The following is a 13125-nucleotide window of genomic DNA, read 5'->3' as shown; positions in this document are numbered from 1 at the left end:
CGTCGTCGCGCGCAGCCTAAAGTCAACGCGCGTAGCGCGACAGGTCTTTCATGGTTACGAGTGGGTTGCTTCTTTGCCGCCGATTTGCCGGTGGTGCCCCGTACCCTCGTACGCATGACCAGCGACGACACCGTACGGCCCGGCCACCCCCGCTCGATCGAGACCCTTGCCGCACTCTCCGCCGAGCAGACCGAGGCCGTGCTCGCACTGCTCGACGAGGCGGCCCGGACCGACGGTCAGCAGGCGGTGTCCGAACAGGGCCGGCTGCAGCTGCGGGGCGGGGAGCGGGAGGGCGTCTCCCATCTGCTGCTCACCGTCGGGGGACAACTCGTCGGATATGCCCAGTTGGAGGACACCGACGAGGTCGAGCCGCCCGCCGCCGAGCTGGTGGTGCATCCCGGGCATCGCGGACACGGGCACGGACGGGCCCTCGGTTCGGCGCTGCTGGCCGCCTCCGGCAAGCGGCTTCGGGTGTGGGCGCACGGCGGGCACTCCGCCGCCCGGCACCTGGCCCAGGTCCTCGGCCTCACCCTCTTCCGCGAACTGCGCCAGATGCGACGCCCCCTGGCCGGTTTCGACGCCCCGGAGCCGGTGCTGCCCGAGGGCGTCTCCGTGCGCACCTTCGAGCCCGGCCGGGACGACGCGGCCTGGCTCGCCGTCAACGCCGCCGCCTTCGCCCACCACCCCGAGCAGGGTTCCCTCACCCAGCGCGACCTGGACGACCGCAAGGCCGAGCCGTGGTTCGACCCGGCGGGCTTCTTCCTCGCCTTCCGCGGCGACGAACTCGTCGGTTTCCACTGGACGAAGGTGCACGCCCGCGAGAACCTCGGCGAGGTGTACGTCCTCGGCGTCGCCCCGGGCGCCCAGGGCGGCGGACTCGGCAGGTCCCTCACGACCATCGGACTGCGCCACCTGGCGGACCGGGGCCTGCCGACCGCGATGCTGTACGTCGACGCCGACAACAAGGCGGCCGTGACGGTCTACGAACGCCTGGGTTTCGCCACGCACGAGGTGGACCTGATGTACCGGACGGAGACGTGAGCCGTACCCGCGGGACCTGACCCCGCGTCCGTCCGGCCGGGGCGCCGCCGACCGGGTCGCGGGCCGCGAGGGGGCGGGCCACGGCCGGGCGGGCCGGCCGAGTCCCTCACGCCCGCGGAGAAGCGGCTCCGGCGGACGGGTGCCGGGCCCAGGCCGGGCGCCAGGTCTCTCCCTGCGGCGGGAGGGGGCGGGTCGCCGTGAGGTGGTCCTGGAGCGCGGTCAGGCCGGGGTGCCGGTTGTCCGTGCGCCGGAGCAGGAAGTGCGGGTAGACCGGGACCGGGTCACGCAGCGGCACCAGCCGCAGGTCGTGACCGACGGGCCAGACGTGCGGGGTCCGTTCGCTGAGGACGGTCGCCACGGTCGGGGACCCGGCGACCGTGTCGAGCAGCGCCTCCAGACCGAAGTTGGGCCCGACGGTGTCGACGGCCGGCCCGAACTGCGCGGCGAACGCCTCGTAGTAGGCGTGCCACTCGGTCCCCGGCACGTTCCCCGGCATCCAGATGCGGTGCCCGGCCAGCTGCGCGGGCGTCACCCAGGGGGCCCGGGCGAAGGCGTGTTCGGGGCCGACGCACAGGTGCAGCGGCTCGTCCAGGACGGGGACGGCCGTGACACCGTCGGGGAGCCGGTGCCCGGGCATGGTGACGGCCCGGAAGGTGGCGTCCACGGCCCCGTCCCGCACCGCCGCCATCGCCGTGTCCGCGTCGAACAGCGTGACGACGTCCAGGGCGGTCCCCGGATGTGCCCGGTGGAAGTCCTGCACGAGCCCGCCGACGGCGGTGCGGCGCCCCACCACGTCCACCCGCAGCGCGCGGTCCGCGCGCCGCACCGCGGCGGCGGCCCGCTCCTCCGCCTGGAGCAGGACCCGGGCGTGCGGCAGCAGGGCCTGTCCGTCGATGGTCAGCTCCGCCCCCCGCGGCGTGCGCACCAGCAGCCGCACCCCGAGGTCCTTCTCCAGCACGGCGATCCGCTTGGAGACGGCCTGCTGGGTGAGGCCGAGATCGACGGCGGCCAGCTGGAACTGCCCGGAATCGGCGATGGCGACGAAGGCCCGCACGGCTTTGAGATCCACACCGCGAGCTTAGTCACACGCCCGGCGGTTGTGCCGGGGTCGACACCGCAGACGACGAGAACCGAGTGAACACGCAGCCGCACAACCGTTGATTGTGGAAAGCAGGCGCCCGGACGGTGTCCGGCTCGCGGTAGCGCACCGTCACGCTTGACTCCTCGACCGTCTTCCACCACCCTTTCACTACTCAATTAGTGAAAGGGTGGTTCAGGCAGTGGTCGAGTACCGCATCGACCGGCGCAGCGGCGTGGCCACCTACGTCCAGATCGTCCAGCAGACCAAGCAGGCCCTGCGCCTGGGCCTGCTGCAGCCGGGTGACAGGCTCCCCACGGCCCGCGAGGTCGTGGAGGCCACCGCCATCAACCCGAACACCGTGCTCAAGGCGTACCGGGAGCTGGAGCGCGAGGGCCTGGTGGAGGCCCGTCGCGGACTCGGCACCTTCGTGCGCCGGTCCCTGGGCGCCGCCCCCGCCGACTCCCCGTTGCGCGCGGAGCTGGACGCCTGGGCGGCCCGGGCCCGCGAGGCCGGCCTGGAGCGCGAGGACGTGGCCGCCCTCTTCACCTCCGTACTCGACGCGCAGTTCACAGACTCCGAGGGGGACGCATGACCGACACCGCCATCGAGGCGGCCGGGCTGGGCAGGAGATTCGGGCGCCGCCGCCCGCCGGCGCTGGACGGGTGCTCCTTCCGGCTCCCCGCGGGCCGCGTCTGCGCCCTCGTCGGGCCGAACGGCGCCGGCAAGTCCACCCTGCTCGCCCTCGCGGCCGGGCTGCTGCGCCCCACCGGGGGCACCGTCAGCGTGCTCGGCACCACCCCGGCGGCGGCCCGTGAGCGTCTCGCTCACGTCGCCCAGAACAAGCCGCTGTACCCCCAGCTCACCGTCGCGGGCACGCTGCGGCTCGGCCGGGACCTCAACCCGCGGCGGTGGGACGCCCGGACCGCCGAGCGGATCGTGGCGGAGGGCGACCTCGACCCCGGTGCCCGTATCCGCTCCCTCTCCGGCGGCCAGCGCACCCGGGTCGCCCTCGCCCTGGCCCTCGGCAAGCGCCCCGAGCTGCTGCTCCTGGACGAGCCGATGGCCGACCTCGACCCTCTGGCTCGGCACCGGCTGATGGGCACGCTCATGGCCGACGCCGCCGAACACGGCACCACCGTTGTCATGTCCTCGCACGTCGTGGCGGAGCTGGAGGGTTCCTGCGACCACCTGCTGCTGCTCGGCGGCGGCCGTGTCCGCCTGGCCGGCCCGCTGGAGGACCTGCTCGCCGCGCACACCCTGGTCACGACCCGCGCGGGTGACTCCCTGGCCCCGCACACCGTGGTCGACTCCCGCACCACCGGCCGCCAGCTGACCGCCCTGGTCCGGCCCGCCGGACCCCTCGGCGACGCACGGCAGGGCCACCGCCCCTCCCTGGAGGAGGTCGTCCTGGCCCATCTGCGTTCCTCCGACGCCCCGCCGCTCCTGCTCGGCACACGGGAGGCCGCCGTATGACCGCCGTGACGGGCGAGGCCCCCGTCGCCGTCCCCCGCTTCCCGGAACCGCGCGGGCTGTTCCTCGCCGTGCTGCGGGTGCACCGCTCGGCTCTGATCTTCTGGATCGGACTGGTGGCGGTGGCCGCGGCGGCACTGCTGTGGGCGCTCGGCCCGGGCGCGGACGCCGCCTGGGCCGAGTACCGGGCGATGGACTGCCACGGGGACAGCCCGAACCCGGGCTGCGACCTGCCCCGACCCGCGATGATGCGCTACGAGACGGTCGTGACGGTGGCCACCGCTCTCCTCGCCCTGCTCCCGGTGTTCACCGGCGCCTGGGCGGGCGGTGCGCTCATCGGCCGCGAGCTGGAGGACGGCACCGCCCGGCTGGTCTGGACCCAGTCGGTCACCCCGGCCCGCTGGCTCGCCGCCGGACTGGCGGTCCCGGCCCTGCTGCTGGTGCCGGGCACCCTCGCGCTGACCCTGCTGCACCGCGCCCTGTGGACCTCGGACAACCACCTGTTCCGTGCCATCGGCTGGTACGAGTGGCACGACGACAGGGTCTTCGAGATCAACGGCGTCCTCGCCACCGTCCAGCCCCTGGCCGCCCTCGCCCTGGGCGTCCTCGCGGGCGTGCTGCTGCGCCGCGCCCTGCCCGCACTGGGTGCCGCCGTCCTGGCCGTGGCGTCGCTGACCTGGGCGCTCGACGAACTGCGCCCGCGTCTGTGGCCGACCCCGCCCGGGACGCGCCCCGTGATGCACGAGCACCCCGCGTCGCACTTCTGGCCCCTGCAACTCGTCGAGGCCGGCATCGTGCTGGCCGTCACCGCCCTGGCCGTCACCGCCGCGTTCGCCCTGCTGCGCCGCACGGCAGGGACCGCATGACCGCCCCGGCGCCGGGGTTCGCCGACACGGGCGGGCTGCTGCGCGCTCTCGCCCGGACACAGCGCACCGCCCTGGTCCTGACCCTGGTGGCCCTGTCCGCCGCGGCGGCGGCCCTGCTCCGGCTGCACGCCCTGGGCGGCCCGGCCCGCGCCGGGCACGGCGCCTGCGCCACCCCGCCGGCCCACGGGCTGCCCTCGTGCGCCGCCGTCGAAGCGATCACGGCCGACGAGATCTACGCCAACGGCCTCGCCGTGCTCGCCTCCCTGCTCACCTGGTCGATGATCCCGGTGGCCGCGTGGGCGGGCGGGGCGCTCGTCGGCCGGGAACTGGAGGACGGCACCGCCCGGCTGGCCTGGACCCAGTCGGTCACCCCGGTCCGCTGGCTGGCCGTGAAGCTGGCCGCCCCGGCCGCGCTGCTCACCGCCGGCACGGGCGGGCTGGTCCTGCTGAACGTCCGGGCGCGCGGGGACGGCGACCCCGACCTGACCGGCGACTGGTACCACCCGGAGGTGTTCGTCTCCACGGGGCCGGTCGCCGTGGCCCAGGTCCTGGCCGGTCTCGGGCTCGGCGCCCTGGCCGCACTGGTCTGGCGCCGGGCCCTGCCCGCCGCGGGCGCGGCCGCCGGGGTGTCCCTGCTGCTGCACGCCCTGCTGGAACGCCACCGGGAGGACCTCTGGCCCACCGTCACCCGCGGCACGGTCGGCAGCCTCGAACTGCCCCGCTCCGCGTTCCAGGTGTCCTGGTACGAACAGACCCCGCACGGCGTCCCGTTCTCCCGCGCGACGTTCCACCCCGAGTCGCACTTCCGGCCCCTGCAGTACGTGGAGACCGGCGTGCTCCTGGCCGTGGCCGCCACCGCCACGGCCGCCGCCTTCCTCCTCCTGGCCCGCCGCCTGCCCTGAACCCGGTCCGCGCGTCCGTTCACGGGGGGACGGACGCGCGGACCGCGCCGGAGGAGAACCGGGCCCGTCTCCACAGCCCGAGCACGGCCCCGCGGCCCGCTCCCGGCACCCCCTCACGCCCCACCCACCCCCCTGGCACCCCGGCGAGCCGCCCCCCGGTGTCCCGCACGTCATGTCTCCGTAACCATCGATTCAGACGGGCTTGCGACGCTCGGCCAATGAATCCCGCCGTGCCAGAGCCTTCGCCGCCCCCGGAGGGGCCCGCGGGGAACGGGAGCACTCGTGAGACTCCCCCGCTCCCGCCCGCGCTCTCCGACGCGCCCGTGATGCTCGCGGCGCGGAAGAATGGGTCCATGAGCCAGCCGAACACCCAGGCACAGGTCCAGCACCCGCAGCCCTCCGTGGGCTCCATCGCGGCCCACCGCCCGCACACGGTCGCGGCCGTCGTGTCCGATCTGGAACCCGACATCGACGCCGACCTCGACGCCTACGAGGAGTCGCCGAACGACGGGCCCCAGCTGCCCCAGGGCCGGTTCCTGGACCGGGAGCGCAGCTGGCTCGCGTTCAACGAGCGCGTGCTCGAACTCGCCGAGGACCCGAACACGCCCCTGCTGGAGCGGGCCAACTTCCTCGCGATCTTCGCCAGCAACCTGGACGAGTTCTTCATGGTCCGGGTCGCCGGCCTGAAGCGCCGCATCGCCACCGGTGTGGCCACCCGCTCCGCCTCCGGTCTGCAGCCCCGCGAGGTGCTGGAGATGATCTGGGCGCGCTCGCGCGAGCTGATGGCCCGGCACGCCGCCTGCTACCACGAGGACGTCGCCCCCGCACTCGCGGAGGAGGGCATCCACCTGGTCCGCTGGAGCGAGCTGCAGGAGAAGGAGCAGGCCCGCCTGTTCACCCTGTTCCGGCACCAGATCTTCCCCGTGCTGACCCCGCTGGCGGTCGACCCGGCGCACCCCTTCCCCTACATCTCCGGCCTGTCGCTGAACCTGGCCGTCGTCGTGCGCAACCCCGTCACCGGCCACAAGCACTTCGCCCGGGTCAAGGTGCCGCCGCTGCTGTCCCGCTTCCTGGAGAGCTCCCCCGGCCGCTACGTCCCCGTCGAGGACGTCATCGCCGCGCACCTGGAGGAGCTGTTCCCGGGCATGGAGGTGCTGGAGCACCACGCCTTCCGCCTCACCCGCAACGAGGATCTGGAGGTGGAGGAGGACGACACCGAGAACCTGCTCCAGGCCCTGGAGAAGGAGCTCATGCGGCGCCGCTTCGGCCCGCCGGTGCGCCTGGAGGTCGAGGAGTCCATCGACCGCGACGTCCTGGACCTGCTGGTGCGCGAGCTGAAGATCAGTGAGGCGGAGGTGTACCCGCTGCCGGGCCCGCTGGACCTCACCGGCCTGTTCCGCATCGCCTCGCTGGACCGGCCGGAGCTGAAGTACCGCAAGTTCGTCGCCGGCACGCACCGCGACCTCGCCGAGGTCGAGTCGGCGTCCGCGCCCGACATCTTCGCCGCGCTGCGCGAGCGGGACGTGCTGCTGCACCACCCGTACGACTCGTTCTCCACGTCCGTGCAGGCCTTCCTGGAGCAGGCGGCCGGCGACCCGGACGTCCTCGCCATCAAGCAGACCCTGTACCGCACCTCCGGCGACTCCCCGATAGTCGACGCCCTCATCGAGGCCGCCGAGTCCGGCAAGCAGGTCCTGGTCCTGGTCGAGATCAAGGCGCGTTTCGACGAGCACGCCAACATCAAGTGGGCCCGCAAGCTGGAGGAGGCCGGCTGCCACGTGGTCTACGGCCTGGTCGGGCTGAAGACCCACTGCAAGCTGTCGCTGGTGGTCCGCCAGGAGGGCGAGACACTGCGCCGCTACAGCCACGTCGGCACCGGCAACTACCACCCGAAGACGGCCCGCCTCTACGAGGACCTCGGTCTGCTCACGGCCGACCCGCAGGTCGGCGCGGACCTCTCGGACCTGTTCAACCGGCTCTCCGGCTACTCCCGCCGCGAGACCTACCGCAGGTTGCTCGTCGCCCCCAAGTCCCTGCGCGACGGGCTGGTCTCGCGGATCACCAAGGAGATACAGCACCACCGCGCGGGGCGTCCCGCGTACGTCCGCATCAAGGTCAACTCGATGGTCGACGAGGCCGTCATCGACGCCTGCTACCGCGCCGCCCAGGCCGGTGTGCCGGTGGACATCTGGGTGCGGGGCATCTGCGCCGTGCGCCCGGGCGTGGCCGGCCTGTCGGAGAACATCCGGGTCCGCTCGATCCTGGGCCGGTTCCTGGAGCACTCCCGGGTCTTCGCCTTCGGCAACGGCGGCGAGCCCGAGGTGTGGATCGGCAGCGCCGACATGATGCACCGCAACCTCGACCGCCGGATAGAGGCCCTGGTCCGGGTCACCGACCCGGCCCACCGGGCGGCACTGAACCGGCTGCTGGAGACCGGCATGTCGGACTCCACCGCCTCCTGGCACCTCGGCCCGGACGGCGACTGGACCCGGCACGCCACCGACGCGGACGGCCAGCCCCTGCGCAACGTCCAGGAGATGCTCATAGACGCCCGGAGGCGCCGGCGTGGCACAGCGACACCTTGACCCGACGGACCCCCGGCCCGGGACCGTCGGGCCCGTGGCGGACACCCGGCCCGCAGCCGTCGGGCCCGCCCCCACCGGTGACGCCCTCGCGGGCTATCTGCGGGCACAGGCCACGGAGTTCCTCCGGGCGCTGCGCCTGCACCGGGAGACGGGGTCGGGGGCGCACGGCTCGGAGGGCTCGGCCGAAGCGGCCCGCGCCCTGCGCCGCTCGGCCCGCCGGATCAGCGCCAGCCTGCACACCTTCCAGCCGCTGCTGGACGCCGACTGGTGCGAGGCGATGCGCCCCGAACTGGCCTGGGTGTCGGGCACGCTGGCGATGGAGCACGCCTGCACGTCCCGCCTGGAACGCCTGCTGGCGGCCCTGCACCGCCTGTCGGGCTCCACGGCGTTCCCGGCACAGCCGGGCGGTCCGGCCGGCCCGCCCCCCGGTGGCCGGGCCGCCGGAGCGGCGACCGCCCCGGCCGGGACTGCCGCCCGGGGCACCACCGCGGCCCCGGAGCGCGGCAACCTCACCGTCGGGGCGGCGAAGGCGGGCGCCCTGCTCGATCGCCAGCTGACCCTCGCCCGCACCCGCGCCCACTCCACCGCCCTGCAGGCCCTGGGCAGCAGCCGCTTCCACGCCGTCGCCGACAAGGTCGCCGTCCTGGCCAGCGAGGTCCCCCTCACCGGCACGGCCGCCACGACCGACCTGCGCCCCCTCGCCGCGGCGGCCGAGGAGCGGCTCACCGACGCCGTGACGGCCCTGCCGCTGGTCACCGCGGGCAACCCGTACAACGCCGCGGCCCTCGTGCACGGCCTGTCCCCGGACACGGTCGCGCACCCCCAGGACGCACCCTGGCACCAGGTCCGCCTGCTGCTGCGCCTGCACCGCTACGCCCGCGAGACGGTCAGCGGCCCCCGGGGCAACGCCGTCGTGGACCTGCGCCTGCTCGCCGCGGGCCAGGCACTGAACCTGCACCGGGACGCCTCGGAGGCGGCGGCCGCGGCGGCCCAGGCGGCCCGTACCCCGCGGATCGCCCCGGCCACGGCGTACGCGCTCGGGGTGCTCCACGCCGACCAGCGGCACGAGGTGGAGGCGGCACGTTTCGCGTTCCAGCAGGCATGGCAGAAGGAGACCGTCGGCGCGTGACGACCCGGGCCGGGCGGCAGGAGGCGGTGAACGGTGTGAGCACCCCCGAGGACACCACGGTCCTGGCGGCCGGCTGCGTCCTGTGGCGCCGCTCCCGGGCCGGCGGGCCCGAGCTCTGCCTGGTCCACCGGCCGAAATACGACGACTGGTCGTGGCCCAAGGGGAAACTGAAGCACGGCGAGGAGGCCCTCGCGGGCGCACTGCGCGAGGTGGCCGAGGAGACGGGCTGCCGGGCCGTGCCGGGCCCGGAGCTGTCCACCCTGCGGTACCTGGCGGGCGGCCGCCCCAAGCAGGTCCGGTACTGGGCGGCCGAGGCCGTGTCCTGCGCGTTCACCCCGTCCGACGAGGTCGACCGGGTCCTGTGGCTGGCACCCGCCGCCGCCCGCGACCGGCTCACCCAGGCCCACGACCGGCCCCTGGTCGACGAGCTGCTCGCCACGCTGCGGCTGCCCGGAACGCCCGAGTGACCGGCTGACCGGCTGCCCGGCTGCCCGATCGACTGACCGGAGTGTCCGATTTCGTCCGCGGAAGCGGAATGCCGGCGTGCCCTCCCCGTGAGCATTCCGTTACCTCACCAGGCCTTAGGCAGGGGTTCACCCCTCGTTCATGTGCGGCCATCGGCTCCTTCACCTGATCTGCCTAATTTCGGCCTTACCGACGCGAGCCGCGCCAACCGAGCGGGTCAGCGTCCGCGTCACTCAGACTTCGCACGCCGCCGATTCAGGACGGCGGCTCCTGGAAGGAACAAAAGTGAAGCTTCAGCGCATGAACCGGCGGGCCCTCGCTCTCGGTGCTCTCGCCGTCTCCGGCGCCCTGGCCCTCACGGCGTGCGGCTCCGACGACACCGGCGGCAACAGCGACGGCGGCGGCTCCTCCAACGCCGCGGCGCCGAGCAACGTCAAGTGCGACGACGCCAAGGGGCAGCTGCTCGCCGACGGCTCCTCCGCGCAGAAGAACGCCATCGACGCCTGGGTGAAGCAGTTCACCGCCGCCTGCCAGGGCGTGCAGATCAACTACAAGGGCGGCGGCTCCGGTGCCGGCGTCACCGCGTTCACCCAGGGCCAGGTGGCCTTCGCCGGTTCCGACTCGGCGCTGAAGCCCGACGAGGTCGCCGCCTCCAAGAAGGTCTGCTCCGGCGGCCAGGGCATCGACCTGCCGATGGTCGGCGGCCCGATCGCGGTCGGCTACAACGTCAACGGCGTCGACAACCTCGTCCTGGACGCCCCGACCCTGGCGAAGATCTTCAACAACCAGATCACCAACTGGAACGACAAGCAGATCCAGAAGCTGAACCCCGACGCGAAGCTCCCGGACCTGAAGATCCAGGCGTTCCACCGCTCGGACGACTCCGGCACCACCGACAACTTCACCAAGTACCTGATCGCCACCGCCAAGAGCGACTGGCCCTACGACGGCGGCAAGACCTGGCAGGCCAAGGGCGGCCAGTCCGCCTCCGGCTCCTCCGGTGTCGCCCAGCAGGTGAAGCAGACCAACGGCGCCATCGGCTACTTCGAGCTGTCGTACGCCAAGGACGGCCTGAAGACCGTCGACCTGGACACGGGCGCCGCCCAGCCGGTCAAGGCCACCGTCGAGAACGCCACCAAGGCCATCTCCGAGGCCAAGGTCGTCGGCACGGGCAAGGACCTCGCGCTGGAGCTGAACTACGCCACCAAGGCCGAGGGCGCCTACCCGATGGTCCTGGTCACCTACGAGATCGTCTGCGACAAGGGCAACAAGGCCGACACGCTGCCCGGCACCAAGGCGTTCCTGCGCTACATCGCCTCCGAGGACGGCCAGAAGATCCTCGCCGAGAACGACTACGCGCCGATCCCCGACGACATCATCGCCCAGGTCCGCACCACCATCGAGAGCCTGAGCTGACCCGCGTGCGGCCCGGTCCCCACCCCGGGGCCGGGCCGCACCGTCCGGTGCACCGCCGCCAGTGGCCGTACCCCGCGTACGGCTCCGCAGACCGGAGAACCCGATGGGCACACCCACACAGATAACCGACGCACCTCCCCCCGCCTCGCAGCCGGCGATCGACAAGCGCGCCGCGCGCGGCGCCACCCGGCCCGGGGACCGGATCTTCCTCGGCCTCTCCCGGGGTTCCGGCATCCTGCTGCTGGTGATCATGGCCGCGATCGCGGTCTTCCTCACCTACCGGGCCACCCTCGCCATCAGCAAGGACGAGGGCAACTTCCTCACCACCTTCCAGTGGGACACCAACCTCGTCCCGCCGAACTTCGGCATCGCCGTCCTGGCCTTCGGCACGGTGGTCTCCTCGATCATCGCCATGGTCATCGCGGTCCCGGTCGCCGTGGCCATCGCGCTGTTCCTCACCCACTACGCCCCGCGCCGGCTGCGCGGCCCGATCGCCTACGTGATCGACCTGCTCGCCGCCGTGCCGTCCATCGTCTACGGCCTGTGGGGCGCCCTGGTCCTCGTCCCGCACATGAACGGCCTGTTCGGCTGGCTGAACGACTACCTCGGCTGGACCGGCATCTTCTCGTGGGAGGGCGGCGCCCCGCGCTCGATGCTGACCGTCGGCATCCTGCTCGCGATCATGATCCTGCCGATCATCACCAACGTGAGCCGCGAGGTCTTCCGCCAGGTCCCGCAGATGCACGAGGAGGCCGCGCTGGCCCTCGGCGCCACCCGCTGGGAGGTGATCCGCATGGCGGTCATCCCCTTCGGCCGCTCCGGCGTCATCTCCGCCTCCATGCTCGGCCTCGGCCGCGCCCTCGGCGAGACCATGGCCGTCGCCACCGTCCTCTCCCCGACCTTCGACATCCAGGCCAGCCTGCTGGACCCGGGCGGCGGCACGTTCGCCCAGAACATCGCCAGCAAGTTCGGTGAGGCCACCGAGTTCGGCCGCGACGCGCTGATCGCCTCCGGCCTGGTCCTGTTCGTCATCACCCTGCTGGTCAACGGCGCGGCCCGCGCGATCATCGCCCGCCGCAAGGAGTACTCGGGGGCCAACGCATGAGCACCGCAACCCTGACCCCCAAGGGCCCCAGCAGCCTGCGCGGCGCCCGCCTGCCCAAGTGGTCCCCCTACGCCATCGCAGGCGGCTCGATCGCCCTCGCGGTCGGCATCGGCCTCGCCGCCGGACTGCACAGCCGCGTCCAGTGGGGCCTGATCGCCGCGATCCTCTACGTCGTCGCCACCTACGCCATCGCCACGGCCGTCGAAGGCAAGCGGCAGGCCAAGGACCGCATCGCGACCTCCCTCGTCTGGGTCGCCTTCCTGCTGGCCGTGGTACCGCTGGCCTCGCTGGTCTGGTCGACCGTGGTGCGCGGTGTGAAGGTCCTCGACGTCTACTTCCTGACGCACTCGATGGGCGTCGTCGCCGACACCGAACCCGGCGGCGGCATCTACCACGCCATCCTCGGCACCCTGGAGCAGGTCGGACTCGCCACGGTGATGGCCGCGCCGATCGGCGTGCTCACCGCGATCTACCTCGTCGAGTACGGCCGGGGCAACCTCTCCCGGGCCATCACGTTCTTCGTCGACGTCATGACCGGCATCCCGTCGATCGTCGCGGGCCTGTTCATCCTCAGCCTGATGCTGATGTTCGACATGCAGCCCTTCGGCTTCGCCGGCTCGCTGGCCCTGGCCATCCTGATGATGCCGGTGGTGGTGCGCTCCACGGAGGAGATGCTCAAGCTCGTCCCGAACGAGCTGCGCGAAGCCTCCCTGGCGCTCGGCATCCCGAAGTGGCGCACCATCCTGAAGGTGGTCCTGCCGACCTCCATCGGCGGCATCACCACCGGCATCATGCTGGCGATCGCCCGCATCACCGGCGAGACCGCCCCCGTGCTGCTGCTGGTCTGGGGCAACGCGTTCATCAACGCCAACCCCTTCGAGGGCGCGCAGGCCTCCCTGCCGCTGTACATCTACCAGCAGTACGCCAACAGCGCGGGCTCCGGCGCGGCGTACGACCGTGCCTGGGCGGCCTCGCTGACCCTCATCGCCTTCGTGATGCTCCTGAACCTGGTGGCCCGCGGCATCGCCCGCTGGAAGGCCCCGAGCACCGGTCGCTGACGCGGCC

Annotated in this window: 12 protein-coding genes; 11 read left to right on the top strand and 1 reads right to left on the bottom strand. The window is 73.1% G+C overall.

Annotated features, from left to right (window positions below; translation table 11 throughout):
- Positions 1-114 precede the first annotated feature (114 nt).
- A complete protein-coding gene (gene mshD, locus Q5694_RS23345; RefSeq protein ID WP_333935193.1) occupies positions 115-1041 on the top strand; it encodes a mycothiol synthase in 927 nt (308 codons plus the stop codon).
- A 106-nt stretch (positions 1042-1147) separates the two neighbouring features.
- On the opposite strand, the gene Q5694_RS23340 is transcribed toward mshD, so the two are convergent.
- Positions 1148-2110 (bottom strand): LysR family transcriptional regulator, encoded by a 963-nt coding sequence (locus tag Q5694_RS23340; protein WP_333935192.1) that lies wholly within the window; start codon positions 2108-2110, stop codon positions 1148-1150.
- Positions 2111-2321: 211 nt separating this feature from the next.
- On the opposite strand from Q5694_RS23340, the gene Q5694_RS23335 reads away from it, so the two are divergent.
- From Q5694_RS23335 to pstA, 10 genes are all read left to right on the top strand, one after another.
- Entirely contained in the window at positions 2322-2714 is a 393-nt protein-coding gene (locus Q5694_RS23335; protein ID WP_333935389.1) for a GntR family transcriptional regulator, read from the top strand.
- The gene (locus Q5694_RS23330) at positions 2711-3595 is read left to right on the top strand and encodes an ABC transporter ATP-binding protein (RefSeq protein ID WP_333935191.1); all 885 of its coding nucleotides are present in this window, start codon (positions 2711-2713) and stop codon (positions 3593-3595) included. The genes Q5694_RS23335 and Q5694_RS23330 overlap by 4 nt, the downstream gene beginning before the upstream one ends.
- Positions 3592-4458 carry an ABC transporter permease gene (locus Q5694_RS23325; RefSeq protein WP_333935190.1) on the top strand — a complete coding sequence of 289 codons (867 nt, stop codon included), beginning with the start codon at positions 3592-3594 and terminating at the stop codon, positions 4456-4458. Before Q5694_RS23330 ends, Q5694_RS23325 begins: the two co-directional genes overlap by 4 nt.
- The gene (locus Q5694_RS23320; RefSeq protein WP_333935189.1) at positions 4455-5360 is read left to right on the top strand and encodes a hypothetical protein; all 906 of its coding nucleotides are present in this window, start codon (positions 4455-4457) and stop codon (positions 5358-5360) included. Before Q5694_RS23325 ends, Q5694_RS23320 begins: the two co-directional genes overlap by 4 nt.
- Before the next feature lie 353 nt (positions 5361-5713).
- Positions 5714-7945, top strand: coding sequence for an RNA degradosome polyphosphate kinase (locus Q5694_RS23315; protein WP_333935188.1), 2232 nt, complete (start codon positions 5714-5716; stop codon positions 7943-7945).
- Positions 7926-9074 (top strand): CHAD domain-containing protein, encoded by a 1149-nt coding sequence (locus tag Q5694_RS23310; protein ID WP_443040925.1) that lies wholly within the window; start codon positions 7926-7928, stop codon positions 9072-9074. Before Q5694_RS23315 ends, Q5694_RS23310 begins: the two co-directional genes overlap by 20 nt.
- Positions 9071-9541, top strand: a complete 471-nt coding sequence (locus tag Q5694_RS23305) for an NUDIX hydrolase (protein WP_333935186.1) — start codon at positions 9071-9073, stop codon at positions 9539-9541. Before Q5694_RS23310 ends, Q5694_RS23305 begins: the two co-directional genes overlap by 4 nt.
- Before the next feature lie 283 nt (positions 9542-9824).
- Positions 9825-10955 carry a phosphate ABC transporter substrate-binding protein PstS gene (gene pstS, locus Q5694_RS23300; protein WP_333935185.1) on the top strand — a complete coding sequence of 377 codons (1131 nt, stop codon included), beginning with the start codon at positions 9825-9827 and terminating at the stop codon, positions 10953-10955.
- 103 nt (positions 10956-11058) lie between these two features.
- A complete protein-coding gene (gene pstC, locus Q5694_RS23295; protein ID WP_333935184.1) occupies positions 11059-12060 on the top strand; it encodes a phosphate ABC transporter permease subunit PstC in 1002 nt (333 codons plus the stop codon).
- Positions 12057-13118: a phosphate ABC transporter permease PstA gene (pstA, locus tag Q5694_RS23290; RefSeq protein WP_333935183.1), complete on the top strand. Its 1062-nt coding sequence runs from the start codon at positions 12057-12059 to the stop codon at positions 13116-13118. Before pstC ends, pstA begins: the two co-directional genes overlap by 4 nt.
- Positions 13119-13125: the final 7 nt, after the last annotated feature.

The sequence above is a fragment of the Streptomyces sp. AHA2 genome (assembly GCF_036857595.1).
Lineage (GTDB): Bacteria > Actinomycetota > Actinomycetes > Streptomycetales > Streptomycetaceae > Streptomyces.
This window is presented reverse-complemented; position numbering and strand designations above follow the sequence as displayed.